The organism is Pedobacter sp. Bi27 (genome assembly GCF_918698255.1).
Classification (GTDB): domain Bacteria; phylum Bacteroidota; class Bacteroidia; order Sphingobacteriales; family Sphingobacteriaceae; genus Pedobacter.
The window spans coordinates 36618-62590 of the sequence record NZ_CAKKMW010000009.1 but is presented as its reverse complement, the minus strand read 5'-3'; the positions used below and the strand labels follow the sequence as shown (position 1 = coordinate 62590).

Annotated in this window: 21 protein-coding genes; 10 read left to right on the top strand and 11 right to left on the bottom strand. The window is 40.1% G+C overall.

All coding sequences use genetic code 11. The features are described from left to right. Positions 1-77 precede the first annotated feature (77 nt). The 7 genes from LQ227_RS23185 to LQ227_RS23155 form a co-directional block, all read right to left on the bottom strand. Positions 78-263 carry a hypothetical protein gene (locus tag LQ227_RS23185; RefSeq protein ID WP_230145263.1) on the bottom strand — a complete coding sequence of 62 codons (186 nt, stop codon included), beginning with the start codon at positions 261-263 and terminating at the stop codon, positions 78-80. Positions 264-679: 416 nt separating this feature from the next. Beyond that, a complete protein-coding gene (locus LQ227_RS23180) occupies positions 680-2308 on the bottom strand; it encodes a glycoside hydrolase 43 family protein (RefSeq protein ID WP_230145262.1) in 1629 nt (542 codons plus the stop codon). Positions 2309-2584: 276 nt separating this feature from the next. After that, a complete protein-coding gene (locus tag LQ227_RS23175; protein ID WP_230145261.1) occupies positions 2585-3784 on the bottom strand; it encodes a glycoside hydrolase family 88 protein in 1200 nt (399 codons plus the stop codon). Between the two features lie 163 nt (positions 3785-3947). After that, positions 3948-4838, bottom strand: coding sequence for an ROK family protein (locus LQ227_RS23170; protein ID WP_230145260.1), 891 nt, complete (start codon positions 4836-4838; stop codon positions 3948-3950). A 768-nt stretch (positions 4839-5606) separates the two neighbouring features. Then, a complete protein-coding gene (locus LQ227_RS23165) occupies positions 5607-6617 on the bottom strand; it encodes an NAD-dependent epimerase/dehydratase family protein (RefSeq protein WP_230151308.1) in 1011 nt (336 codons plus the stop codon). A 64-nt stretch (positions 6618-6681) separates the two neighbouring features. Then, complete coding sequence (locus tag LQ227_RS23160; protein ID WP_230145258.1) at positions 6682-7257, bottom strand: Crp/Fnr family transcriptional regulator; 576 nt, start codon at positions 7255-7257, stop codon at positions 6682-6684. Between the two features lie 101 nt (positions 7258-7358). Further along, entirely contained in the window at positions 7359-7697 is a 339-nt protein-coding gene (locus LQ227_RS23155; protein ID WP_230151305.1) for a YciI family protein, read from the bottom strand. An 82-nt stretch (positions 7698-7779) separates the two neighbouring features. Between LQ227_RS23155 and LQ227_RS23150 the strand changes: the two genes are divergently transcribed. From LQ227_RS23150 to LQ227_RS23115, 8 genes are all read left to right on the top strand, one after another. Beyond that, a complete protein-coding gene (locus LQ227_RS23150; protein ID WP_230151302.1) occupies positions 7780-8397 on the top strand; it encodes a MarR family winged helix-turn-helix transcriptional regulator in 618 nt (205 codons plus the stop codon). A 143-nt stretch (positions 8398-8540) separates the two neighbouring features. Further along, entirely contained in the window at positions 8541-9149 is a 609-nt protein-coding gene (locus LQ227_RS23145) for a TetR/AcrR family transcriptional regulator (RefSeq protein ID WP_230151299.1), read from the top strand. 66 nt (positions 9150-9215) lie between these two features. Beyond that, positions 9216-10481: a TolC family protein gene (locus tag LQ227_RS23140; RefSeq protein WP_230151296.1), complete on the top strand. Its 1266-nt coding sequence runs from the start codon at positions 9216-9218 to the stop codon at positions 10479-10481. Between the two features lie 9 nt (positions 10482-10490). Beyond that, complete coding sequence (locus tag LQ227_RS23135) at positions 10491-11387, top strand: HlyD family secretion protein (protein WP_230145253.1); 897 nt, start codon at positions 10491-10493, stop codon at positions 11385-11387. 3 nt (positions 11388-11390) lie between these two features. After that, positions 11391-12296 carry an ABC transporter ATP-binding protein gene (locus LQ227_RS23130; RefSeq protein ID WP_230151293.1) on the top strand — a complete coding sequence of 302 codons (906 nt, stop codon included), beginning with the start codon at positions 11391-11393 and terminating at the stop codon, positions 12294-12296. 2 nt (positions 12297-12298) lie between these two features. Continuing rightward, entirely contained in the window at positions 12299-13039 is a 741-nt protein-coding gene (locus tag LQ227_RS23125; protein WP_230145251.1) for an ABC transporter ATP-binding protein, read from the top strand. Positions 13040-13050: 11 nt separating this feature from the next. Next, positions 13051-14157, top strand: a complete 1107-nt coding sequence (locus LQ227_RS23120; RefSeq protein WP_230145250.1) for an ABC transporter permease — start codon at positions 13051-13053, stop codon at positions 14155-14157. Continuing rightward, positions 14154-15272: an ABC transporter permease gene (locus LQ227_RS23115; RefSeq protein ID WP_230145249.1), complete on the top strand. Its 1119-nt coding sequence runs from the start codon at positions 14154-14156 to the stop codon at positions 15270-15272. The genes LQ227_RS23120 and LQ227_RS23115 overlap by 4 nt, the downstream gene beginning before the upstream one ends. Positions 15273-15521: 249 nt before the next feature. On the opposite strand, the gene LQ227_RS23110 is transcribed toward LQ227_RS23115, so the two are convergent. From LQ227_RS23110 to LQ227_RS23100, 3 genes are all read right to left on the bottom strand, one after another. Then, complete coding sequence (locus tag LQ227_RS23110; protein ID WP_230151290.1) at positions 15522-17117, bottom strand: RagB/SusD family nutrient uptake outer membrane protein; 1596 nt, start codon at positions 17115-17117, stop codon at positions 15522-15524. A 26-nt stretch (positions 17118-17143) separates the two neighbouring features. Continuing rightward, positions 17144-20317, bottom strand: a complete 3174-nt coding sequence (locus LQ227_RS23105) for a TonB-dependent receptor (RefSeq protein WP_230151289.1) — start codon at positions 20315-20317, stop codon at positions 17144-17146. 612 nt (positions 20318-20929) lie between these two features. Further along, on the bottom strand, positions 20930-21817 hold the full coding sequence (locus tag LQ227_RS23100) for an AraC family transcriptional regulator (RefSeq protein ID WP_230145246.1): 888 nt from the start codon (positions 21815-21817) through the stop codon (positions 20930-20932). A 732-nt stretch (positions 21818-22549) separates the two neighbouring features. On the opposite strand from LQ227_RS23100, the gene LQ227_RS23095 reads away from it, so the two are divergent. Further along, a complete protein-coding gene (locus LQ227_RS23095; RefSeq protein WP_230145245.1) occupies positions 22550-24373 on the top strand; it encodes a M60 family metallopeptidase in 1824 nt (607 codons plus the stop codon). A gap of 172 nt (positions 24374-24545) precedes the next feature. Here the strand turns inward: LQ227_RS23095 and LQ227_RS23090 are convergent, their stop codons facing one another. Next, a complete protein-coding gene (locus tag LQ227_RS23090) occupies positions 24546-24776 on the bottom strand; it encodes a hypothetical protein (protein WP_029278309.1) in 231 nt (76 codons plus the stop codon). A gap of 229 nt (positions 24777-25005) precedes the next feature. On the opposite strand from LQ227_RS23090, the gene LQ227_RS23085 reads away from it, so the two are divergent. Next, the gene (locus LQ227_RS23085; protein WP_230146686.1) at positions 25006-25956 is read left to right on the top strand and encodes an alpha/beta hydrolase; all 951 of its coding nucleotides are present in this window, start codon (positions 25006-25008) and stop codon (positions 25954-25956) included. Positions 25957-25973 lie beyond the last annotated feature (17 nt).

Here is a 25973-nt window from a genome sequence, read left to right as displayed (position 1 = left end):
ATTGGTGGTTGTTTTTAAAAAGTATGTGCGGCGAGCAGCAAATTATCCTGCTGAACGGGTAAACCTGCAAGGTTATATCAAGCCTTATTCTCTCCCTTGTTATCCTTTGGCTCCAAAGGATATTCAGCTTCTCCACCGCTAAAAATTCTTGTCGCTATGCGGTCCCAATGCTTTCTGATATCTTCATCCGAAACTAACTGCCGCTTAAAGTTGAAAGGCGGGTTCTCATTATCTATTTTTTCTGGCAGATTTTCGTTTTTCATACTGGTATGACACCCGGTAGCGTTTTTAATACTCTATTAATCGATAAAAAGAATAATTTGAAAAAATGCCCTATACAAAGACGTTGTATATAAATATAGATTTGTCATCCTGTCCAAACGACTCCTACGGAGAGGGTTAATTTATTGTATAAAATCAATATTAATGACAGGAGAATTTAAGAGATTAAATCTCTTCAGATTATCGTCATTGCGAGAAGGCTTTTTCAGCCGACAAAGCAATCTTTATGGCAAGGATCACTAGCATGAAAGATTGCTTCGTCGTTCCTCTCACAATGACGACCTTTCTTTTGAATCTGTCAATGATAATCTGCCGAAGGCCCCATTTAAATACGTTTTAAGTTGTTTCGACCCAGCATCTGAAGTGAATTGTCTTTATGATATTCTGTGTGCAGATGCTATCTGGTTATCCTAAAATAATCGAAATCAGCATAGCCACCGGTACGTACGTCGCTACCGCTTGTACAGAAAATTCCGATTTTTGCGCCTATCCACTTATCAGGCTGCGCTTTAAATGTTTCCCCTATTTTGTGGTACAGTTCGCCATCTTCACTATATGAAAAGGTTACCTGCCCTTCCTCAACAACCTCGGCTCTAAGATAAACTGTACCCGACTTCAACGCCCTTTGAGTCAAAACTTGCTCAGTTCCGTTATTTGGAGCGTCGTTACAGATTATCTGTCCGATCTGAAATCCTTTTTCATTTTTAGAGACAGAGAGATAGGAATAGTCATTTCCCATAATGAGCAGTCCCGTCTTTTTCTCTTTCCAGGTATCCCATTCCACACTATAGTTAAGCTTGGTGGTGGCAGTGAAAGTAGGTGCAGGAAACTTCTGGAGAAGCAAATTCGGCACATTCCACAGGCCTTTATTAATTTGCGGATTGGGAAAGGCAAAAAGCCTTAGGTACCCGTTATTAGGGATCATTGCCGACCATTGCATTTTTTTATTGGCGTGCCACTGCCATTGCAGGCCCGGCTCAATGCCGTTAAATTCATCACTTTCTGATGGTACGGAGATTGGATGAGTTCCTGAAACCGATGGTTTAGTATAGACAGAAACCGGTTCTCCTATCCCGTCGCCATCCCCATCCGAACCGATAACCGGCCAGTCGTTCTTCCAGATTACAGGCTGAAGGTGAACTACACGGCCATAAAGTCCCTTGTCCTGAAAATGAAGGAACCAGTATTCATCCTTTGGCGTACGGACCAAAGCCCCTTGATGGGGCCCATTGATCGCTGTTTTGCCCTGCTCCATAACCTTACGCTCTTCATATGGACCATAAATATTTTTTGAGCGCATTACAAGCTGCCAGCCAGTTGCCACTCCACCGGCAGGCGCAAAAAGATAATAATACCCATTACGTTTATAAAATTTCGGTCCTTCTACCGTATGGTTTTTGCCATGTCCATCAAAAACGTGTTTTCCTTCATCTTCTACCTGAGTACCATCACTGTTCATCTTGAAAACGGTTAACAGGCTATTTACACCAGCCCGGCTTGCTGCCCATGCTACTGCCAGATAGGTCTGTCCATCATCATCAAAGAATACACTTGGATCGATAATCCCCTTGCCTTTAAGGATAAGTACAGGTTTTTCCCACCTTCCGAGGGGATTTTTGGTCCTGACCATAAAGATCCCATAATCAGGATCCGGATAATAGATCCTGAACTCTCCTTTATGGTAATTTATACTAGGTGCCCAAACGCCCTTTCCGTGCTGAGGAATATCATAAACCTCTGCTGGTTCCTGGATTTTGAGTGCATGGTTAACCAAGGTCCAGTTTACCAGGTCCCTGGAATGCAAAATAGGAAGTCCTGGAATACAGTTGAAACTTGAGGCGGTCATATAATAATCCTCTCCGACCCTGATCGCGTCGGGATCGGAATAATCAGCATGTATAACCGGATTTTTATATGTCCCATTTCCCAGGTCGGCAGTCCATACTTTTGATAGATTATCCTGACCATAAGTCAGGTGCGCACCTAAGATTAAAAGTATGATTAAAGAATATTGTGGTATTTTCATTTTTACATCATTATTTTATTTATGGAATAATCCGTCCCGTTTATAGTTATTATAGTGCTGAAACCTGAGCAGTTTTCCTAAGTTCATTATGGGGCATCAATTTTATTAAAATATTGTGAGCGAGACTGTTGAATTAAGTCTCGGTTTTCCGGCTGCAGCAGGCATATGGGTCTACTAAAACTAAATATGAAAAATGGCAGCCAAAAATTAAATCAGACGTCCCGCCCAGCAATATTCCGCAAAGAGAGCTACATAGGTTATTAGTATACTAAAGGTTTAATTTAGCTTCATTCCTTTTTGAAGTTTTTCCAACCTCAACAGCGCTTCTATATAATAATAATCTGCGTATATAATCGATGTATCAATTTCAGATCCATTGGGCTTATGCCCTGTTGAATGTAGCAGAAAGGCTGTATTCTTATTTCTACTCTGGTATGCTGATGAAGAAAGGGAAGTGAGCATGAGTACTGCAGCTTTCCTGTATTTTTGTGATTTCGCCTTATCCTTAACAAAAGTAGAAAGCTCCAAAAGTCCTGATGCGACCACTGCCGCGGCAGATGCATCTTTAGGGGCATTGGGGATTGAAGGATCATTAAAATCCCAATAAGGAATTCCATCTGCTGGCAATTTTGCCAGATAAACGTCGCTTACCTTTTGGGCAAATTCAAGAAATGCAGGATTACCTGTCTCACGGAAACACATGGTATATCCATAAATGGCCCACGACTGGCCACGTGCCCACATGGAGTTATCGGCATATCCCTGGTGGGTTAATCCTTTAATTTTTTTCCCCGTCTCCCTGTCATAGATCACCGCATGGTATGCAGAATAATCAGGTCTGAAATGATTCTTCATGGTTACCTCGGCATGGAAAAAAGCAATATCATATAATCTTTTCCCTCCTCCGTTTCGGGATGCCCAAAAAAGCATTTCCAGATTGATCATGTTATCAATAATGGTATTATGCTGTGGCCATTGCATTCCGGGAACTTCCCTTGGCCATGAGCGGATTGTTCCCACCTTTGGGTTAAACAGGGTGGCCAAAGTATCGGCTGTTTTGAGTATAATCTCTTTATATTTAGGGTTTTTGGTAAGTCTATATCCGTTCCCATAGCTGTTAAATATCTGGAAGCCCAGGTCATGGTCGAAAGCCGGCTGCTGCGAAAGAGGTATAAGCGCTGATGAAAAAACCTCAGCCTCAGCAAGAAACGTTTTTGATTTTGTTGCTTCATAACTATACCACAGTATTCCAGGCCAAAAACCACTACACCAGTCCTTATAACCTACAAACTTCCATTCAGATGAACCGGGAATAATACTTCTTGGAATATTGTCTCCATGATGAGGAATAATTTTCAAAGTCTTTTTTGCCTGTTCGGTACAGTAAGCCAACTGCCTGGCCGCATTAATCTGCGCGAAGGCAGGCCTGCCGAAAAAAAGCAGTAAGGTAATGATGGCAAAAGCTGTATATCTCATGTTGTGCATATTACCTAGACAACAAATACAGAAAGATATACTCACCAAATTCGAACTGGCAGTATAGGTTATTGCCTGTACTATTCGAAATAACTACATATTTCTGTTGGCAACAGAAGTATCCATCTTAAATCACATGGATAAGATATACGAGCATGCTTTTTTATGAAGCCAAAATTCCTGTTGCGTGTGAGTAAGCGGCACCAAGCATTGCAGCGTCTTCCCATAATGCGGTTATCCTCAATTCGGCCCGAATTCCCTGCTGGTGCAGTGCATTCTGGGTCTTGTTCAGAAACAAAGGATGTGCTTTAGCTATATTTCCTCCAATGATGACCACTTCTGCATCGTGCGCCTTGATAAAAGGAAAAAGAAAGTCTGCAAGGCTTCTGGCAAAATCATTAAAAAGCACAGGCACCATAGGATCACTTTCATATAGATCGACCAGTGCTTTTGTATCTTTTACCTTCTTTCCGGAGAGTTCTTCGTAACGTTTCACAAACCATCTGGTGGAAATATAATCCTCTGCTATCCCCTGCTTAAATGAACTCACCCCGAGGTTTGCATCGGTAGTTTTCCTTCCAATACTCACGGCCGATCCCAGACCGGTACCCAATGTGATGCCTATCGCCCTGTTGAATCCCAAAGCATTGCCGCCGTTAACTTCTCCATGGAGAAAAGCCTCTGCATCATTTCTAAAAATAATATTCTCTGGCAACAGCCCCAGCTGCTCGATCAAAACAGCCTTAATATCTGTAAGATACAGGGATTCATATTTATTCATATTCTTGATCAACGATATCCCATTTACATAATCGAAGGGGCCAGGCATGGCAATCCCTAAAAGTATTTCGTCTGGGGAATGGTTCCCGATAATATTTTTAAGTACACTGATCCATGACGCTAATATATCTTCCTTTGTGCCATGTGTATTAACGTGGCTACGCACACGGGAGTGATCTACCACTGAATGTGACCTGAAATCAATGATTGCAGCTGTAATATGTGATCCACCGATATCAACACCTATCATAAGTGGTTTTATTTTTTTATTCATTTAGTTGAAGTATTTTTTCCTGACACTGTTCATTATCGTTTTAACAGTATCGACCATATGAACACAGACATAAAAATCGCTGTTCAATACTCTTTCAGGTTTTATTTCGTAAAGTCAATACAAGCATATTAGTTCGGCTCCCCCCATGCCCAATATCATTAAGTTAGGCACCCCGGTCGTCAGTCTGTCCAAAGGACTCCTGTGGAGAGCGTAGTCTAAGATTTCTTGAGATTGATGACCCGCAAATAAATGCCCTTCGACTACGCTACCATTGACGTTATTCTATAAACAACTATTAATCAATATTTTAGCCACCGTCAAATTTCCATCCAGCTAGGCCATAGCACGGTATCCCCGTTCTACTTAAATCCGGCCTAACAAATTTTTCGGGCTCCACCGACCCAGCCTACCCACTAGCTTTGAAAGAAAAATTTTCAGCCGGTGTTTTTTGTTTCTTTTTGACAGCAAAAAGAAAGAGCCCCATCGGCGGCGGCGAGCCGAGGCAAGGATGAGCCTCTGGGCAAAAAAAAGATATGCGTCATTCATATTGATTTTTATACAATAAATTATCCCTCAGGGTGACATCTTTTTCCGACTTATTCCTTAACTTAAAGACATTACGCCCATACCAAGAATATTCTATCTTTATTTTGAACTTTTACTTACAAAACCCATTAAAAACACCAACCAGATCTAGGAAACAGATATAACAATGGCAATGCCCCTACCATCTATCATAGCGTGCCCGCTACCATATTTTTTCTAAAATTAAATAAATCCCCTATGCTCCATCAGGTAAGCCAATGCTTCCTTTACTGCCTGTTGACCATCTTTCGGATTAAATCCTAATTCGTTTCTTGACTTCGAAATATCAAAATCCTGCTGCAATCGTGAAAACATAGCAATATCTTTAGTAGTGAGCAGTGGAGGTTTTCCAATTATCTTAGCTGAAAGCTCCATAAAACCTGCAATAGCATATAAAATAAACTTTGGCACAGTTCCAGGTACTTTGATCTTCAATTCAGGATAAAGTTTTTGTGCCAATTTAGTTGTATCGGTAATGGTCATACATTTTTCGTTGGCAAGGATATAACGCTCACCAGACCGGCCTTTCAGCGCAGCAAGGTAACAGCCTTCTGCTACATCTTTAACATCTACCCAGTTAAGGGTAATTCTGGTATCCATGGGGATCTGCTTGTTAAGAATCAGTTTTAGCACATTATAGGAAACATTTAACGGAAGAAACGCTTCACCTCCTATCATTGCTCCGGGCATAACCGATACCAATTCTATACCGAATTCTCTTGCCAGATCAAAAGCCAGCTTTTCACCGTCATTCTTGGAATTGTAGTACATATCTCTCCGGTCGGAATTGTATCCGTTGCTTTCTTTTGTTGGAAGATTGGTATAATCCAGTGCAGCAATTGAACTTACATAGACGATTCTTTTTACGCCCGCTTCTGCAGCTGCTTCTATCGTATTCCGGGTCCCCATCATATTCACATCGTAGATTTCTTTCTTGGGGTTTTTAGCCCACAGCTTGAAGGCGGCACCCACTGCAAAAAAAGTATCAACATCCTGCAGTGCGCGCTTAAAGGAAGCTTTATCCGTTATATCTGCCTGAACGACCTCGCAGTTCAGATCCTTGAAACACTCCTTGCTTTTGATATTACGGACTGAAGCCCTTACCGGGATCCCTTTTTCGATCAAAAGTCTCACAAGGTTGTTGCCTAAATGCCCATTGGCACCGGATACCAGTACTAGTTTTTTATTTGTCATAGCCGTTGATTTTAAATGCTGTGACAAAGTTGAACTTTGCAGATTTAAAACGACTTCACAAATGTTACCTAATGATCTTCTTTCTGATACGGCTCAGACTTTTAGGGTTCATCCCAAGAAAAGACGCAATGTATTGCATGGGAACATTCTGGAGAACTTCGGGGTACTGGTTCATCATTTTTAAATAACGCTGTTCCGCATCAAGGGTGGCCAGCTCCCTGGCACGTGTTTCATTATAGGATAAGGATTGTTGAAATACCAAAAAGCTAAAATCCTTAAAAGTGGGGCTCTGTTGTATAAGCTGATCAAGATCTGCTTTACTGATGCGCAAAAGTTCACATTCGGTAATACATTCCAGATTTTCTTCAGACTTTTTCTGGTTCGTAAAATCAGCATAGGAGGTAATGAAACCAGGCGGACAGTTTATATGCGTTGTAACCTCATCGCCCTTATCATTGTAATGGAATAGCCTCGCAAAACCCGAAACCACAAAATATAGATGCCCGGGTACCTTCCCTTCTTCTTCGATTATCCGGTTTTTCGGATAGCTCACCGGATCAAAGTACTGTACACACAAATCTCTATCCCGGTTAGAAAGTTGTAGGCTTTTTGTAATAAGACTTATAAGTTGACCGTGCATGGTACAAAGATAAAAAAACAATGCTGATCAATCCCAAATGAAACCTGTTCCGCACTTCTAGGAGAAAAGAAGTGCCTGAGTCAGAGTTTTAATAACCTGGCTTAATTTTTAAACTCGCGGACTTCCGAATAACCGGCAGATTCATAAATTGGACATGACGATGCGATCTCTGCCGCCTCATCCAGATTATTTGCCTTTAATAATATAAATCCACCTACGATCTCCGTCCCCACTTTATGGGTTGCTGGGATGATTGTTGTGCCATCACCCCTGATGAGTCTACCCTCTAATGTTAAGGAGCTCCCCCCAACTAAACGGCCATCAACTTTTAACCGGGTAAGCCACTCGCTCCAGTGCTGCTGATGTATCCGTAGATATTCATCCGAATGTTCATCCATTCTCCCGTCAGGTTCTCTGAATAAAATGATATAATCTTTCATAAAAAAATAATTTCGGTAAAAATAAAACGAATCCGATATAAATACAACGAAAATATTAAATTTGTTATTTTATATTAGCCACATGAAACCTTTAGTAGAACTAATTACCGCCTGGCAGGCTTTTGCTGATGCACATCGCGACGCAGATGTTGAAAGTTTCTGTTACGATTACCTAACAAATAAAAATCAGAAAGATGGTCCTGATCCCGAAATGGATATTTTGCTTTCAAAACTGATTGGCAAATCGGGCAGTCTGATTAAAACCTACCTTAAGCTGGCATTAAGGCAGATCCCGGATATGGAAATGGAATGGTTTTATATCTTAGATACGCTGAACGACCATAAGGAGATCAGGAAAACAGATGTGATCAGCTTTCGTCTCCTATTGGAACCCACAACAGGTATAGATATTTTGAATCGGATGCTCAAAGCCGGACTGATCAGTGAACGCGTTGACCCGGCAGATAAAAGAGCACGTTTAATAAAACCGACAGACAAGGGCATTGAAATTTATAAAAAGGCAAACAGCTTATTTAACCAGGTTTTCTCATTACTGTTTACATCCCTGAACAAAGAACAAAAGACCATGTTAATACGCTCATTGGGCAAACTGACCAATGCGCACTATGAAAAGATTGTAGAAAATAAAACACAGACAATAGCCGAGATTGAAACCTTTATAAAAAACTCAATTAAGTAGCCTAAGCTGAATCGGCAGACCAGATTATCCTCAGGTGATCGAAGCTTCATAGTTCCGTAGCAAATAATTAATCCATTGATTAAAACATTTGATTAATTCAGATTAAAGTTTATATATTTGCTGTATTATATGATAAATACAAAATGGCAAAACAGATAAAAGCTGAAAGTGACCTATCAACAGAAGAAAAAATTAAGGAGGCAGCACGTGTTGTATTTACTAAAAAAGGTTATGCAGGCACTAAAACCCGTGATATTGCAGAAGAGGCTGGATTAAATCTTGCGCTATTAAACTATTATTTCCGAAGCAAGGAAAAGCTATTTGAAATTGTTATGATGGAAAAGGTAAAACAACTTTTTTCATTTATTGCGCCTGCATTAAACGATGAGGAAACCTCCTTAGATGAGAAATTAGAACTGATTGCAAGCAGTTATATTGACATGCTTATCAAAAATCCCGATCTGCCTATATTTGTACTAAGTGAAATCAGGAACAACCCTGAAAGTTTTGGAAAAATGATACAATCAAAAGGATATGTCCTAAAAACACACTTTATACAGCAACTTGCGGAGCAGAAAAAGGATATCAATCCCATCCAGTTCCTCCTTAATTTTATGAGCATGATGATCTTCCCTTTTATTGCTAAACCTATTTTAACTGTGGCAGGCCCGGTTAACGACGAAACTTTCACTCAACTGCTCAAAGAACGCAAAGCACTGATTCCTAAGTGGATGAAAATGATGCTGGAATAGCTCATTTTTTTTATCTAAAATTTAATCAAATGAATAAATCAAAATATTAAACAAAATGATTAACCCATGAAAAAGCAATTCCTTTTTTGCGCGTTTCAGTTATTAGTTCTTCTCAGTCAGGCACAAACTGCCAATAAGCTAAGCTTGCAGGATTGTTACCAACTGGCCGAACAAAATTACCCGCTTGTAAAACAGCGTGAACTCATTACAAAAACGGCTGACTATACCATCGAAAATATACGGAAGGGTTTGTTGCCGCAGCTCAACATTTATGGACAGGCTACCTACCAGTCGGCAGTAACGGCAATACCGATTAAACTACCAGGCGTAGACATTCCGGTTTTAAGCAAAGATCAGTACAAACTCTTTGCAGAACTTAATCAGGCAGTATATGATGGCGGTGAGATTAAGCAGCAGAAACAACTGCAAAAAAACAATGAAACATTAAACCAGCAACAGCTCAAAGCCGATCTTTACCAACTAAAAGATCGCATTAACCAGTTATTTTTCGGTGTACTGCTGCTTGATGAGCAGTTAAAACAAAATGCTTTGGTTATAAAGGATATGCAGTTAGGTTATCATAAAACTGTTGCATCGATAAAAAATGGTGTTGCTTTTAAAAGCAGTGGTGATATCATAACAGCCGAAATCTTAAGAAACAAACAACGTACCATTGAGCTCATTGCCTCGCGTAAAGCTTATACCGATATGCTGAGCTTATATATTAACAGAGACGTTGATGAGCATACCGTTCTGATAAAACCTCAATCTGTAACCGTTTTGCATGAAATCAACCGACCGGAACTGCAGGTGTATAACCAGCAGATTAAAAATCTTGAGGTACAGAACAAGTTTCTTACCGTTAAAACCCTTCCTAAGCTGAACCTGTTTTTACAGGGCGGCATAGGGCGTCCGGCGCTGAATATGCTGAGCAATAACGTAGACGCTTATTACATCGGCGGGATTAAACTTACCTGGTCTCCATCTATATTTTATACCCTTAAAAAAAGCAGGGCACTGATTGATATTAACCGGAAAAGTATAGACATACAAAAAGAAACATTTCTTTTTAATACCAATTTGGCTTTAAAACAGCAGGATGCTGAGGTTAGCAAGTACAGGCAAATGTTAACATCGGATGATGAGATTATTGATCTCCGTACCAAAGTAAAAAACACCGCTTTGGCGCAGTTGGCCAACGGTGTAATCACCAGCCGCGATTTTTTGAGTGAGGTAAACAACGAAGATCAGGCCCGCCAAAATAAAATCCTACATGAAATACAACTCTTAATGGCCCAATATAACCAACAGACCACAACTGGTAACCAATAATAACCCATCATGAAAAGAACACTATTACCACTCGCAGTACTCACATTAACAAGCCTGTTTTCATGCAGTAAAAGTGAAGACAGATATGATGCATCAGGTACTTTTGAAGCAGTTGAGACTATTGTTTCAGCTCAGGCATCCGGCATAATAAAGGAGCTTAACCTGGAAGAAGGTCAGGTATTAAAAGCCGGACAGACCATAGGCTATATTGATAGCATACAGCTCTATTTAAAAAAACAGCAGTTACTTGCACAGGTAAAAGCTACTTTGAGCTCGAAACCCGATATCCACGCCCAAACAGCTGCCCTGCAGGAACAGCTTTACCAGGCCCTGCGCGAACAAAAACGTACAGCCAGCCTTTTAAAATCAGATGCGGCTACACAAAAGCAGCTTGATGATGCCAACACACAGGTAGGCGTGATCAGAAAACAGATTACCGCACTCCAGTCTTCATTAGGTATTACTTCTGCAAGTTTAAACGATCAGACAGTACCATTAAGCGTACAGATCCAGCAAATTGACGATCAGCTCAGCAAATCCAAGATAGTTAATCAGGTTAACGGCACAGTATTGACTAAATATGCTGAGGTCAACGAAGGAACAGATGTTGGCAAACCTATCTACAAAATAGCAGCGTTAAATACCATTACCCTGCGCGCCTACATCACTGGGAACCAGCTCATCCATATCAAAGTTGGCCAGCAGGTAAAGGTATTGGTTGACGATACCAAGGACAGTTATAAAACTTATCCCGGTATAATAGAATGGGTGAGCAATAAAGCAGAATTCACACCAAAAACCATCCAGACCAAAGATGAAAGGGCCAATCTGGTTTACGCAATTAAAATAAGGGTAAAGAATGATGGGTATCTGAAAATTGGAATGTACGGAGAGGTTAAATTATAGACAATGGAAGCAGTTATTGTAAAAAACCTGGTAAAGATTTACGGTAAAGACAAAACTGCCGTTGATGATGTTTCTTTTCGGATAAATCAAGGTGAAATATTTGGACTGATCGGTCCGGATGGTGCAGGGAAAACAAGCATTTTCAGGGTACTGACTACCTTGCTGCTGCCTGATGGCGGATCGGCTAGCGTTGATGGTTTTGATGTGGTAAAGGATTACAAACAAATTCGCAGTAAAGTGGGTTACATGCCCGGAAAATTCTCTTTATACCAGGATTTGAGTGTGGAAGAAAATCTGAATTTCTTTGCGACGATTTTTAATACTACAGTAAAGGAAAATTACCACCTTATCAAAAATATTTATATCCAGCTAGAGCCTTTCAAAAGCCGCAAAGCGGGGCAACTATCAGGGGGCATGAAACAGAAACTGGCATTATGTTGTGCGCTTATTCATAAGCCCACCGTTTTATTTCTTGATGAACCAACAACCGGAGTCGACCCTGTATCCCGTAAGGAGTTTTGGGAAATGCTCAAACAGTTAAAATCACAGCACATTACCATTGTTGTATCTACTCCATACATGGATGAAGCCAATATGTGCGACAGGATAGCCCTTATACAGTCGGGAAAGCTTTTATCAATTGATAGCCCTAAAAACATAATTACATCGTATCCGGAACAACTGTATGCTGTTAAGGCCAACAATATGCACGTTCTTTTAAAGGTACTGCGCAAATACGAGCAGGTAATGAGTAGTTATGCTTTCGGAGAATTTGCACACGTTTCATTCAAGGACCCAGGATTTAATCCAGATCAGGCGATTACCTACTTAAAAGACCAGGGATTAAGTGATATTGAACTTAAAAAAACAGCAGTAACCATTGAGGATTGTTTTATTAAACTATTGTAATCATGAGCGAGGCCGTAATTAAAACAGATAAACTAACCAAACGTTTTGGTGATTTTATAGCTACCAACGAGATTACCTTTGAAGTGAATAAAGGAGAGATTTTTGGATTTCTTGGTGCAAACGGTGCAGGAAAAACGACTGCTATGCGTATGTTATGCGGGCTTTCCTTACCCTCATCAGGCGAGGCTACCATAGCTGGATTTGATGTTTATAAACAGACCGAGCAAATCAAAAAAAACATTGGCTACATGAGCCAGAAGTTTTCGCTTTATGAAGACCTTACAGTACTGGAAAATATCAATTTCTTTGGTGGAATTTACGGTTTAACTGATAAAGAGATCAAAACAAAAAGCATTGAGCTGATTGAACAATTGGGTTTACAACAACAGGCAAAAAAACTGGTGGCCTCCCTACCCCTTGGATGGAAACAAAAACTCTCCTTTTCAGTGGCGGTAATACATGAACCAAAAATTGTTTTTCTGGACGAGCCGACTGGTGGTGTTGACCCTGTAACCCGCAGACAGTTCTGGGACCTGATCTATGATGCAGCCGACAGAGGGGTAACCATTTTTGTAACCACCCATTATATGGATGAGGCAGAATATTGTAACCGGATTTCCATCATGGTTGACGGCTCTATACAGGCATTGGATACACCGGCGAATTTAAAGAAGGCTTTTAAGGCCAAAGATATGGACGAAGTATTTTACGAACTGGCACGTGGTGCAAAGCGAAGTGAATAAAACTCAAGCAAATGAAACAGTTTCTGATATTTATAAAAAAAGAGTTCGCACACGTAATCCGCGACCGGAAAACGCTCCTGATTCTGTTTGGAATGCCCATTGTGCAAATTCTGATATTTGGTTTCGCACTCACCAGTGAGGTAAAGAATGCCAAAATAGTGATTATGGACCAGGCGAATGATATTTCCTCAGAGCAAATTATAGCTAAAATAAAAGCAAGCAGATATTTTGAGGTAGAAAAAACGGTAATGAGCCACCAGCAAATGGAAAATGTGCTTAAACAGGGAGATATCAGGCTCGCTGTGGTTTTTCCTGCTAACTTCAATAACGACTTATTGCATCACAATCTTGCCCATATCCAGGTAATTGCCGATGCCTCCGATCCCAATAGTGCTACCACCTTGACCAGCTATATCGGTGCTATCACTCAGGATTATATGACAGGTATCCTTACAACCAATAACATACCTTACCGGATAACGCCTGAGATCAGGTTTCTATATAATCCCCAGCTCAAAGGCGCACCCAATTATGTACCCGGTGTGATGGCCCTGGTACTAATGCTGGTCTGCGTTATGATGACGGCTGTTTCCATTGTAAAAGAAAAAGAAACAGGTACAATGGAAATCCTTTTGGTATCGCCGTTCAGTCCTTTCAAAATAATCGTATCTAAAGCTGTCCCCTATCTGATCCTGTCACTTATCAATGTAACCTCTATTTTATTACTTAGTGTTTTTGTACTCGATATGCCTATAAATGGCAACATATTGCTACTCTTTGCCGAAAGCACATTATTTATCATTACCTGTTTAACAATTGGAATTTTCATCTCGGTAAAAACAAATAGCATGCAGGTGGCCATGTTGATTTCTTTAATGGGTATGATGCTGCCCACTATCCTATTCAGCGGTTTTATGTTCCCGATAGAAAATATGCCCTTACCCTTACAGGTTATTTCGAATATCATCCCTGCAAAATGGTATTACATTATTGTTAAAAGTATTATGATAAAAGGCCTTGGTTTTAGCGCTATATGGAAGGAAACACTTATCCTGGTGGGAATAACTGTATTTATGTTAGTTATCAGTTTAAAAAATTTTAAAATCCGCTTATCATGAGAACTATCAAATTTTTACTTCAAAAAGAATTCAGACAGATCTTCCGCAACCGGTCAATATTGGGGATGGTCATCTTTATGCCGATCGTGCAGTTAATCGTTCTGCCGTTAGCGGCCAATTATGAGGTAAAAAACATTAGCGTGGCGGTAATCGATAATGATCATTCCTCGTTTTCGAGGAAATTAATCGCTAAAGTAACCTCATCAGGATATTTCAGATTAACCGGGTACAATTTTTCATTTAACCAGGCATACCAACTGATCGAAAGGGATAAAGCTGACCTTATATTGGAAATACCCCAAAATTTTGAACGGAATCTGATCCGCGAAAATGAGCAGAAATTATTTGTAGCCGTAAATGCAATAAACGGTACAAAAGCCAACCTGGGAAGTGTCTATCTTATGAATGTAATCCAAGATTTTAATGGAGAAGTAAGATTGCAATTTATTCAGTCCCATAGGTTTAACCAACAGCCGATAATTGATGTTGCCGCGTCAAACTGGTACAACCCTATGCTTGATTATCATATTTTTATGGTTCCGGGAATTCTCGCTACACTCGTAACCATGATAGGCTGTTTTTTAACCGCGTTAAATATTGTCAAAGAAAAAGAAGTAGGTACCATCGAACAAATTAACGTAACGCCGATAAAGAAACATCATTTCATATTGGGCAAATTGATCCCATTCTGGATTTTGGGTAACGTGGTATTCACGCTTGGGCTTATCATAGCCTGGCTGGTTTATGGCATTGTTCCAGTTGGCAATTTATTATTACTATATGGTTTTATCACAGTTTACCTATTGGCTGTTTCAGGTTTTGGCCTGTTGATCTCCACCTTTTGCGAGTCGCAGCAACAGGCAATGTTTGTAATGTTCTTTTTTATTATGATTTTTATCCTGATGGGCGGCTTGTTCACTTCCGTTGACAGCATGCCCGACTGGGCAAAAATTGTTACCAGGTTTAATCCGGTCAGTTACCTGATCGAAGTAATGCGAATGATAATCCTTAAGGGAAGCGGACTTAAAAATGTATTACCACAGCTTGGTATTATTAGTTTGTTCGCCATCATATTTAATGGCTGGGCCATCTTTAATTACAAGAAGACTGGTTGACAGGTATCCGCTAGGGGTATTACAGTAAGCAAAGCTTTGAAAACCAGAGAAACGATAATTTTATACCAGAATATGCAGATAAAAGAGGCTGTATCATAATATAGAATTATCATCCTGTCCAAGGGCTCTCCTTAGGAGAGCCTGTCAAAGGACCTTTTTTTAATATCTTAAAAGGCATTTCGACAGGCTCAACGTGGCAAATTCAAAGTAAATTACAATTTATGATACAGCCTCATCTCTTTTGTTGATTTAATTCCAATCGCTACCAATATCCTTACCAACATTGGGGTTTGCGTTCTTTTCAGATAGTGGGATAGGAAATAAAACATTTTTATCCTGAAAAGGCTGGGTACCATCTTCTATCTGCCTTTGCGAATTAATAGTCTGCTTAGCTATGCCCCAACGGATCAGATCAAAATAACGGGTCTGTTCTCCGGTCAGTTCCAATTGTCTTTCGCGCATCAGAATGATCATTGCCTGAGATTGGCTGCCCAAACTGATATAAAGCGGCGCATTAACGCTCGGCCTGCTGCGCACCTGGTTAATCAGTGCCAATGGCTGCGATCCGGTATTACCCTGTTGTATGTAAGCCTCGGCAAGCATCAGCAATACATCTGCATAACGGATCACCTGCCCATTGATGCCACTTTGCGGGCCACCAAAGCTTGCTACTTTATTATAATACTCATATTTTAAATATTTGTATCCGGCTGAGGCATAGGGAAAAGCTATTGGCCCGGTTGCGCATTGCTGGCAATATTGGGTTTGCCCGCCACTGGCAGCATCTCCATAAAAAGTATAAGCTGCACGTGGATCGACGTAAGTGGCATTGGTTTGTGGGTTAGTGTAGGTAAAAGCTTTAACAGCAGTAGTGGTAATAAACACATTATTCCAATCGTTAAAGCCATATTCCTGTGCACGGGCAGAGTGGCTTGCTTTCCCACCCCACGTTTCCTGACCGCCAAACGCGGCATACTGGTTACCGATACCCCAATCGGTCCAAGCCTGGTTCATTACCTGAAAAATAGTTTCCTTGTTAAGGGCTGTATTATTCTGATTCGGATCATCAAACAAGTTATTATAGATGGGCGCGAGCGCATAGGTGTATGGAGCCTGTGTCAGTTTGCTTAATTCAGTAACAGCATCTCCCCATTTTTTTTCGTACAGGTATGATTTACCAAGCAATGCAACCGCAGCCCCCCGGGTAGTACGCCCAAAACTGGCTGGAGCATATGAAATAGGAAGGTCAGCTTGTGCGTCTTTTAAATCCTGTTCAATAAAAGCCCATACATCTGCTACAGCTGCACGGGGCAGATTAATTTCTTCTGGTGTTGGCAAAGGGATATACGCTTTACGCAAAGGTACACGGCCGTACAGATTAACCAGGTTAAAATAAGCATAAGCCCTTAAAAATTTAGCTTCGGCAATATATTGCTTTTGATTGGCCTGTTCGGTTGCATTGGCAGGAGCCCAAGCCTGGGCACGGTTAATCACAACGTTTGACCTCATAACCATTCGGTATAACGATGACCACATGGCTTCTAACTGCGGTTGGTTAGCGGCAAAATTATATTGTGCCAGGGCCAATAAATCCCCCTGGAGTGGTTGAGCATTTTTGGCATCATAGCCCAGCAGATCAAAAATATAATACCATTCGCGGGCCCACAAACCAGAATGCAATAAAGTAGCGTAACTGGCTATCACGGCTTGATTTATGGCTGCATCACTTGTGAAATAAGTGTCATAGGTATATGCGCTTTTATTCTGTAAATCCAAATCCTTCTTACATCCCCCGGTTGCAATCATTAAAACTACAACAATCAGATATTTTATATATTTTTTCATCATTATGTCTTTAATATTTTTCATCATTAAAATCCAACTTGTATGCCCGCCAAAAATGTACGTGGCTGTGGTATCTGCCCATCATCAATACCCCGGTTAAATATATAATCGCTGGCCCCGCCATTAACACCACCATTGGTTTGGGTGCTTATTTCGGGGTCATATCCAGTATATTTTGTGATGGTAAATAAATTTTGAGCCGCTACATAAACCCGCAACCTGCTTAATACATTACCTGAGAAAGAATTTAATGCCGTTTTTGTAAAAGTATAACCTAAGGTTACGTTACGTACCCGCAGGTATGATCCATTCTCAACAAAAAAATCAGAAGGCCTCAAATTCCCTGTTGCCGTAACATTTTGGCCTGCCCTTGGCAAAGCGGCAATATCACCCGGTTTTCTCCACCTGTTTAAAATGGCGGTAGAAGCATTATGTCCGGTTGAGGCATTTTCGGTGTAAAATTTAAGTGAGTTGGCCAATTGAACACCCTGAACACCCGAGATGACGATATTGAGGTCGAAGTTTTTATAAGATGCCCCGGCATTAAAACCGTACGTAAACTTCGGAATCGGGCTGCCCAGTACCTTCTGGTCCTTACTATCTACAACACCATCGTTATTAAGATCTTTAAATACAAAATCTCCTGGCAATAATCCATCCTGGTATAAACTTGCAGGATTTCCAGTTTTCTGTCTGGTAGCTGCATTTAATGCATCAATTTCTGCTTGTGTACTTGCTACATGATCAACAGAATAACCATAAAAAGCACCAATAGGCGAACCTGGTTGTGTTAATGTAATACCATTTAAATTATTAAAGTAACCTCCAATTATAGGGGTTGACGATTGTGCACCTAGTGATAATGTTTTATTTTGGTTATAACCTCCATTTACACTTACATTGTAGTTAAAGTCACTGGTTTTATCAGCATAGGCCAACTGAAATTCGAAACCTTTATTTTGAGCATCTGCAGCATTGGTAATTAAGGTACTGCTGAATCCGCTTAATCCGCCAATGCCTACGCTGGTCGGTACCGGAATTCCCACTAGCAAACCACTGCTTTTTCGGTTATAATAATCAAAGGTAAGCGTAAGTTTGTTTTTCAGGAAACCCAGATCAAGCCCGATATCGGTCTGGTCTGTCTGTTCCCATCTCAACAATGGGTTTGCAATGGAAGTTACCGTAGTTCCGTTTACAAAACTTTTGTTATCCCCCAGTGAATAAATCAGGTTGCCGGTTGGCGAACCGCCAAAAGTAAATACCTGTGTTGTAGTTAAACCAAACTTATTATTGCCTGTACGGCCCCACCCTATGCGAAATTTTGCATCGCTGATAAACGGAAGTGCCGATTTGACAAATTCTTCTTCGCTGATACGCCATGCAAAGCCAACTCCCGGAAAGTTACCATAACGGCTTTGAGGCCCAAAGTTTGAAGATCCGTCACGGCGGATACTTCCCGATAAGATATAACGATCGTTAAAGGTATATACCAAGCGGCCATAATAAGAGATAGCCCTGCCAAACTGTGTATAATAACCGGATGTGTTAGCCTGACTGGTGATGGTTGGCGCTACACCTATATCTTTTACATTGTCATTTAACATGCCTGTGCCCAATACGCTCAGGTATTTACTCGATCCGGCATCAATATAACTGGTACCCGCAGTTGCCGATATATTATGTTTGCCAAAAATACGGTTGTACGACAGGTAGTTTTCAAAAGTATAATTGGAATAACTGTTAAATGCACGGCCCGCCTGCCGACTGAAAGCCAGGTTGTTGGATGTAATATAAGGTATCTGGTATGAATCGTTTGTCGAAGTACCATATACACCCGCCAGCTGCGACCTTAAAGTTAAACCTTTAATAATATTTACTTCGCCAAAAACCTGCGGATACAATACCAGATCGTTGCTTGATAAGGTTTGAACGCCTAAACTCTGCAATGGATTTACGGCGTTACTGTTGTCATCAACATTGGTAAGGATAGAGTAGCCACCTAAAATAGCGGGATCGTATATCGGCTGATAAGGTGCATAGCTGATGGCGTTTAATATGCTTGCTGTCTGCCCGTTAGTGTTGGTATAACGGATATTAAGGCTTTGGCCGAAATGAAAACGCCCTAGTTTCTCATCTAGAGAAAAACGGCTGTTTAATCTTCTTAAACGGTAATCTTTAACAATAGCCTGCTGGGTTAAATAACCTAGTGAGAGATTATAGGTCACCTTTTCGCTGCCACCGCTTATACTTGCATTGTTTTGGGTGGATAAAGCCGTTTTAAATATTTCTTTTTGCCAATCGGTACGGTCAACACCTACAAAAGGAGTATTTAGTTTGGCCGGAGGCGTAAGGTTATTGGTAGCGGCTATATCTTTTATAAGATTGACATAGTCGTTTGCATTAAGCAGGTCAAGTTGTTTGCGCACCGATGAAGTACCAACCTGCGAGTCAAATAATATCTGCGGGATGCCACTTTTAGCCTTTTTAGTGGTAACGATAACCACACCATTAGCGGCAGCAACACCATAAATCGCGGTAGAGGCTGCATCTTTTAAAATCGTAATATTATCAATGTCCTGTGGGTTGATTGTATTAAAAAGATTGGCATCACTCTGTATGCCGTCAACAACATACAATGGTTCCACATTGGTAAACGAACCAGTACCGCGTACAATAATCTGGGCATTTGAACCCGGGGTGCCATTTGAATTTAATACCTGTACACCCGGGGCCTTACCGATAAGGAGCTGTGCGGCACTGGTATTGGTGTTAGCACCTGCATCCTTCGCGGCCACAACATTTACCGAACCTATCAGGTCCTTTTTTCTGGCAGTTCCATAACCTATTACCACTACATCATTAAGGGCACTTACATCACTCTGCAGTTTTATGTTCAATACTGTTTTTCCGTTTAATTTAACTTCCTGCTTTGCGAATCCTATGGAAGAAAATACGAGCGTAGCATCCTGTGGTACATTAACAGAATAAGAGCCATCGGTGCCAGTAACCATACCATTCTGCTTTCCTTTATCCAATACAGTAACTCCGGGAAGCGGACTGTTATCATCGGCTGATGTTACAACTCCTTTAATGGTGACTGTTTGTGCCGTAACGCGCAATGCACTCATCGGCACAAGCAACAGCAGCAAGAGCCATAATCTGGCTGGTCCTAGCAGCCTTGTTAAATGGGTAATTTTCATGCTCATAATTGTTTTTTTGTATATAAATGGTTATTTCTAAATATTTTAAATGTCGGACTGAACCATGACAGAAATCTACAAGTCCGGGAATGCTTTGCATTAAAAGTGAAAGACGGTCTATATGGTCAGCGTTTCTAAAATAGCCATAAGCTGGTTTCAGAAAGGGCACATTTGATAAAAAATAGGTATATAAATGTTAACCTATTTGTTGCCTTAGCCTTGCCAGAAAATGGCAAATTGGGTATAAACATGGAATACTTGCATCAAGTCGACATGGAAAAACAAAGTCTAGAGGCATCCAAACAGGTATATGGAAAGAAAAAGCACTATCTGGTAAGGAAAAAGAAGACGCTGATACACTGCAGATGAACAAATCGAAAGCAGGTTCTATTTTATCTATAATAGGTACAAATGATAATCAGATCTTTACCCATGAAACAAGACAGGATTATCATCATGGTCATCATTTTTTTGTGGCTGTAAACTATTAATCCAGCGATGTGTTGCTCCAAGGATTTAGCGATAATCAGATCCGTTATATCATTCAGTTACCTAATGCTAAATGAGGTTTTAAAGCAATTGGTAATATTAACATCAGTACAAATATTTAGTTTAATGGTTAAAACCAACCTGATAGATCTGTTTCTTATATATGCTCGGTGCCATGCCAGTTAACTTTTTGAAGGTTTTAGAAAAGTAGGAAAGGTTATCAAATCCGGTCTGGGCACAAATCTCTGAATATGACATTCTACTTGTCGCCATTAGATACTGTGCCCGTTCAACGCGTTTTTCGTTTATATAATTCAAAGGCCTGGTTCCCGTATACTGTTTAAACTGCCTTGAAAAATAATCGGGATTTTGATTTACGCGAGAAGCAAGCTGATATACAGAAAGATCTGTATGCAAATTGATAAGGATATAATTTAAGGTTTCTGCAATTTTTACCGGTATAAGTTTGTGTTCCGGGCTTTTGAAAAGCTGGGGATTTAGGAACCTGGCAGTTAACAGCATCAGAATCCCTTGGGTTTCCAGATAGGCCGAAGCGTTCTGTTGATTGTTAAGCTCCTGATATTCTTTATAATAAATATCTTTTTCATAGATTTTAGGATTATCAGACCGGTTTATTCCTCTTCCAGGGTTAATCTGGAGCAGCCTGCCAAAAAGATTAAGGTCTGTTTCGGTGGCCGCTGTTTTCAATACATTTCTGTTATTGGCAAAAAGTGAACTTCCATCTGTCGAATCCTCAAAAAACTGGACAAAATACTGGCCCAGAGAATTCTTACAATTTAAATTACATAGGGTGAAACTGGGAACAATGTACAAATAGTCCGGCTCTAGCTTTAGCGAGCTTTCAGCATCTGATATTTCTCCTTCTCCCTCATCTATATAGTAAATGCGGTAGTACGGGCTGATCACATTCTTATAATTCCATTTGGCATTAAGTCGCACATAGTCAACATTGAGAAGTGAAAAGCTATGCCGTAAGTTTCTTTTGATCATTTCAAGTACAAATATGCAAACTGCTTTAATATCTCTGAACGTACGCGTAAAGATTTCAAATATAATAAAAATCGGTTTTTTACAACCGCCCTCTCCTCGATTAAATATGAAAGGGGATAAATTGAGAGCACCGATCAAAGGAAAGTACTTAAAATAATTGCAATCAAGCACTTTCAAACGCAGCTTAAGCTATTTTTTTTTTGCAATGATACTTTTTTAAACGAAAAAGACGAGCAAAGGAGGCGACAGAATAGAAATTAACAACGCTGCTTACAGGCATAGAAAAACACAAAAAGTCGGTTTTTAGCAAAAAAATCAGATTTGATCACTATTTCGAGATTATTTCATACAAATTCAAATATCAATTACTGACGGGATAATCTGAACTGATAATCAACCAAATAGAACAACACTAAGCCAATAATCGGCAATGATTACGTACTGATACGGCTCTATGTGGATGAGAAAACAGAACTGGCTCCAGAAGATATGATGATTGCAAAGCATATATGGCGGTTTATACTGTAATGAACAGGCGGATCAAACGTTTGCGCAGTCTTTATCCTTTTACATCAATGTAATTATGAATACATTGTATTGACGTTTTAAACAGACTCACACCACCTGTTTTAGAATAAACTGGCTGACTAGACATTACAAATGTAATTATTACCATAATCCATTTATTGGAATATGGCTACCTATAACCAAATATTAACAAAAACCTAAAAAATGAAAAAGAAACTATTACTCTTAACCGTATCAGCGATTGTAGGCCTTTCAGCCTGTAAAAAAGCGGCTGTATTACAAGAAGAAGTTGTAAACAGCAAAAAAACTATGGGCAGCTTCAGTGTGCAATCCCTCACTCAAACCAATGTTTTTAATGTCACCGAAAAAATTAGCGCATCAATCGAAAGAGACCGCCTAAAAAATGGATACTATTTAACCGATTTTACTGCAACCGGTTTATACATGGCCCCAGGTGCTACTTTAGATATCACCGTAGAACAAACCGCAGGCACCAGCTTGCCAAAATTATTAATTGGCACCTATTCTCGATATGGCACCTGGAACACCCAGCCCACATCCGTGCAGTTAACAGCGGGTACGAATACCATTACCAACGCTGTTGGGGGCTTATTGTGGATCAGGTACACCAATTCTACAACTGGCTCTACCGCTAAAGTAACTTTTAATAGCGGTTACCAATACGCTCCATATTACAAACTCGGCGTAACCACCAATTCAGACTGGATTAATCAATTACAAACTTACACTACTCCTGATGTTGTTTTAGAGGGCTCAAATTGCTTTATCGTGGTATCAAGAACTAAAGCAATACAATACCAAGCAGAAGACCAGGGTGCTATATTGAACAAAATTACGCAGGTTATTGCGCTAGAGGATGATTTGAACGGCTTAGACAACTCTTTGCCCGCACATGCGAAAAATGTGCATACCTATCTTTTAACGCAGCATGAGGATCCGGCCTATTATTTTTTCGCTTATGATTATCGTACAGCTTATATCACCTCAGATGTTAATGCCATTTTAACTTTAAGCGCAGTAGGCACCAATGGTTGGGGATTATGGCACGAACTGGGCCACCAGCACCAAATGATGTGGCGTTGGGGAGCTTTAGGTGAGGTTTCGGTAAATCTTTACAGTTTATATGTGCAACGTACCCTTACCCCGTCTATCAACAGGTTGGTAAACGATGGCGTGTGGCCAAAAGCTTTTACCTATTTAGGAAAACCTGCCGGTACAAAAGATTATAACGGATCAGCAAGCTATACCAATCCTTTAACCGATCTGTTTATCAGACTCTGTATGTTTCAACAATTAACCTTAGCCTATGGTGATAATTTTTATAGAACCCTGGCCAAGGATATGCGTGTTGAAAATCCAACCTTAGCTAATGATGATGCCAGGATGCGTTATTTCATGCTGAAGGCATGTAGTATATCGGGCAAAAACTTAACTGGTTTCTTCCAAAAATGGGGATTAAATTTATCTACTTCAGCAGCTACAACTCAAATATATGCAGATATAGCTGCTTTGGGTTTACCTGCGCCAAGCACTGATCCCTCTACCTTGCAAGACAATGTTGCACCTTTAACAGAATTAAGTAAAACTGGCTGGAGCATTAATTCTTTCAGCTCCGAAGAAACCAGCGGCGAGGGCGCTATCAATGGTAGGGCTGCTACATTAATTGATGGTAGCCACAGTACGTTCTGGCACTCACGCTGGACTACTTCTGCAACAAGTTATCCGCACCAGATAGTGATTGATTTAGGAGCTTCGAAATCGGCAAACGGCTTAAGTTTAGTGCAAAGAAGCGGATTGAGCCGTGCGATTAAAAACTTTCAGGTTTTAACAAGTACCGATAATATAAATTTCACATCGGTAAACAATTATGTAGCTCAAAATGCGGCCGGAGTACAATATTTTGCGTTTGGCAGCACCAAAACCTTAAGATATCTTAAGATAATTATGAACTCTGCACAAGATGGTTTACAGTTTGCATCACTGGCAGAACTGGGATTATACAATTAACGATTTCATAAAAAGAGGGCCTATAGGTGGTCCTCTTTTTATTTATCGTTACAGACATTGTATTTTTGATTAATATTTCCAGTCAAAAAAATGTTTTAAGTATAACGGAAATAGCATTTTAACAATGAACCTGGTGGCAGGTTGATTATAAACCGGAAAATCGGTTTTTGGCTTATAGGTTATTTACTTCAAAACCGCGATAGCTAAGCATTTCTGCATTATGCGAAACAATTAGGCGAAGTTTTAATCTTTCGATGATTGCTCTGGCTTGGGCAATATTTCTTTGCATATCGTTTATTCCCCTGATTTCGATTCCTCCAGACATGAGTTTAAATTTACTGGGTTCAAACTTATCAATAAACTGCTGGAGATCCGGGCTAACTGTTACCTGATTGTTTTGCATAATCAATTATTATTTCTTTTGCCACAAAGCAAAACAAAGCATTTTAACTTATCAGCGCTTTCATATTAACTTATTAAGAAATGTTAACAAAAGCTTCTTCAATACGATCAATCCAACCGTATTATGTAGCGCATTTAATTGCACTTAAGCTGAAAATGCAATAAATTAGCTTAAAAATCAAAGCCGATCAAATTTGGCTAGTAGCGAACCTCTTCCTAAAAAATAGATGATGCCCAATAACAAAGTATATCCGCTAAGTTTACTGTTCCTCACGCTTTTATTCAGTTCTCTATCTTCAATTGGGCAGATTGTACTCAAGGATAAAAAATATCGTGTAGATACTAAAATATTTTCGCAAACAGATTCAGGCGCACTAAAGTTAGATATTTATTACAGTGGCAAAATAACAGAAACGAAGCCAACGGTACTTTTTGTATTTGGTGGTGGCTTTGTAATGGGCCACAGAGACAGTAAGTTATTTGATCAATACTTTAACACTTTAATAGGGCATGGTTTTAAAGTGGTGTCTGTTGATTATAGATTAGGCCTTAAAGGAAAGAAATTTCCCAGTCCCTTTAATACTTCAAATTTAAAAGCTGCTATTGATACCGCTACGACTGATGTTTTCGAAGCAACAGCGTATCTGCTTAAAAATGCAAAAGAACTCGGTATCGATACGGCTATGATCATCCTATCGGGATCAAGTGCGGGCGCTATTACGGCACTGCACGCCGACTATAACAAGCGGAATGCGACAGCGTTATCGGCTAAACTCCCACAGCATTTTCAATACAAAGGTGTAATTTCTTTTGCCGGAGCAATATTAAGTTATCATGGTGCGCCAAAATATGCTACGCCACCAGCACCTACAATGCTTTTTCATGGCACAGCCGATAATCTTGTACCCTTTAACAAAGTGAGATTATTTAATAGGGGCTTTTTTGGCTCTAAATACCTGGCACGCACCTTCAAAAAAAATGGTTATCCATATTATTTTCAGTATGTACAAGGTATGGGACACGAAATAGCAGGCTCGCCAATGGTCGAAAACCTGCCAGATATTTTGTGGTTTATCGAAAATTACATCATTAAACAAAAGCGCTACTTCATGGAAGTAGACTTTAAAGATGCCGACAAAAAACCCACTTTTAGCATACCCCCTGCTTTAAAAAAGAGGTAGTGTAAATCATATGGTTT

Coding starts and splice junctions, on each gene's coding strand:
- LQ227_RS23185 (WP_230145263.1), bottom strand. CDS start 263: ATGAAAAACGAAAATCTGCCAGAAAAAATAGATAATGAGAACCCGCCT.
- LQ227_RS23180 (WP_230145262.1), bottom strand. CDS start 2,308: ATGAAAATACCACAATATTCTTTAATCATACTTTTAATCTTAGGTGCG.
- LQ227_RS23175 (WP_230145261.1), bottom strand. CDS start 3,784: ATGAGATATACAGCTTTTGCCATCATTACCTTACTGCTTTTTTTCGGC.
- LQ227_RS23170 (WP_230145260.1), bottom strand. CDS start 4,838: ATGAATAAAAAAATAAAACCACTTATGATAGGTGTTGATATCGGTGGA.
- LQ227_RS23165 (WP_230151308.1), bottom strand. CDS start 6,617: ATGACAAATAAAAAACTAGTACTGGTATCCGGTGCCAATGGGCATTTA.
- LQ227_RS23160 (WP_230145258.1), bottom strand. CDS start 7,257: ATGCACGGTCAACTTATAAGTCTTATTACAAAAAGCCTACAACTTTCT.
- LQ227_RS23155 (WP_230151305.1), bottom strand. CDS start 7,697: ATGAAAGATTATATCATTTTATTCAGAGAACCTGACGGGAGAATGGAT.
- LQ227_RS23150 (WP_230151302.1), top strand. CDS start 7,780: ATGAAACCTTTAGTAGAACTAATTACCGCCTGGCAGGCTTTTGCTGAT.
- LQ227_RS23145 (WP_230151299.1), top strand. CDS start 8,541: ATGGCAAAACAGATAAAAGCTGAAAGTGACCTATCAACAGAAGAAAAA.
- LQ227_RS23140 (WP_230151296.1), top strand. CDS start 9,216: ATGAAAAAGCAATTCCTTTTTTGCGCGTTTCAGTTATTAGTTCTTCTC.
- LQ227_RS23135 (WP_230145253.1), top strand. CDS start 10,491: ATGAAAAGAACACTATTACCACTCGCAGTACTCACATTAACAAGCCTG.
- LQ227_RS23130 (WP_230151293.1), top strand. CDS start 11,391: ATGGAAGCAGTTATTGTAAAAAACCTGGTAAAGATTTACGGTAAAGAC.
- LQ227_RS23125 (WP_230145251.1), top strand. CDS start 12,299: ATGAGCGAGGCCGTAATTAAAACAGATAAACTAACCAAACGTTTTGGT.
- LQ227_RS23120 (WP_230145250.1), top strand. CDS start 13,051: ATGAAACAGTTTCTGATATTTATAAAAAAAGAGTTCGCACACGTAATC.
- LQ227_RS23115 (WP_230145249.1), top strand. CDS start 14,154: ATGAGAACTATCAAATTTTTACTTCAAAAAGAATTCAGACAGATCTTC.
- LQ227_RS23110 (WP_230151290.1), bottom strand. CDS start 17,117: ATGAAAAAATATATAAAATATCTGATTGTTGTAGTTTTAATGATTGCA.
- LQ227_RS23105 (WP_230151289.1), bottom strand. CDS start 20,317: ATGAAAATTACCCATTTAACAAGGCTGCTAGGACCAGCCAGATTATGG.
- LQ227_RS23100 (WP_230145246.1), bottom strand. CDS start 21,817: ATGATCAAAAGAAACTTACGGCATAGCTTTTCACTTCTCAATGTTGAC.
- LQ227_RS23095 (WP_230145245.1), top strand. CDS start 22,550: ATGAAAAAGAAACTATTACTCTTAACCGTATCAGCGATTGTAGGCCTT.
- LQ227_RS23090 (WP_029278309.1), bottom strand. CDS start 24,776: ATGCAAAACAATCAGGTAACAGTTAGCCCGGATCTCCAGCAGTTTATT.
- LQ227_RS23085 (WP_230146686.1), top strand. CDS start 25,006: ATGCCCAATAACAAAGTATATCCGCTAAGTTTACTGTTCCTCACGCTT.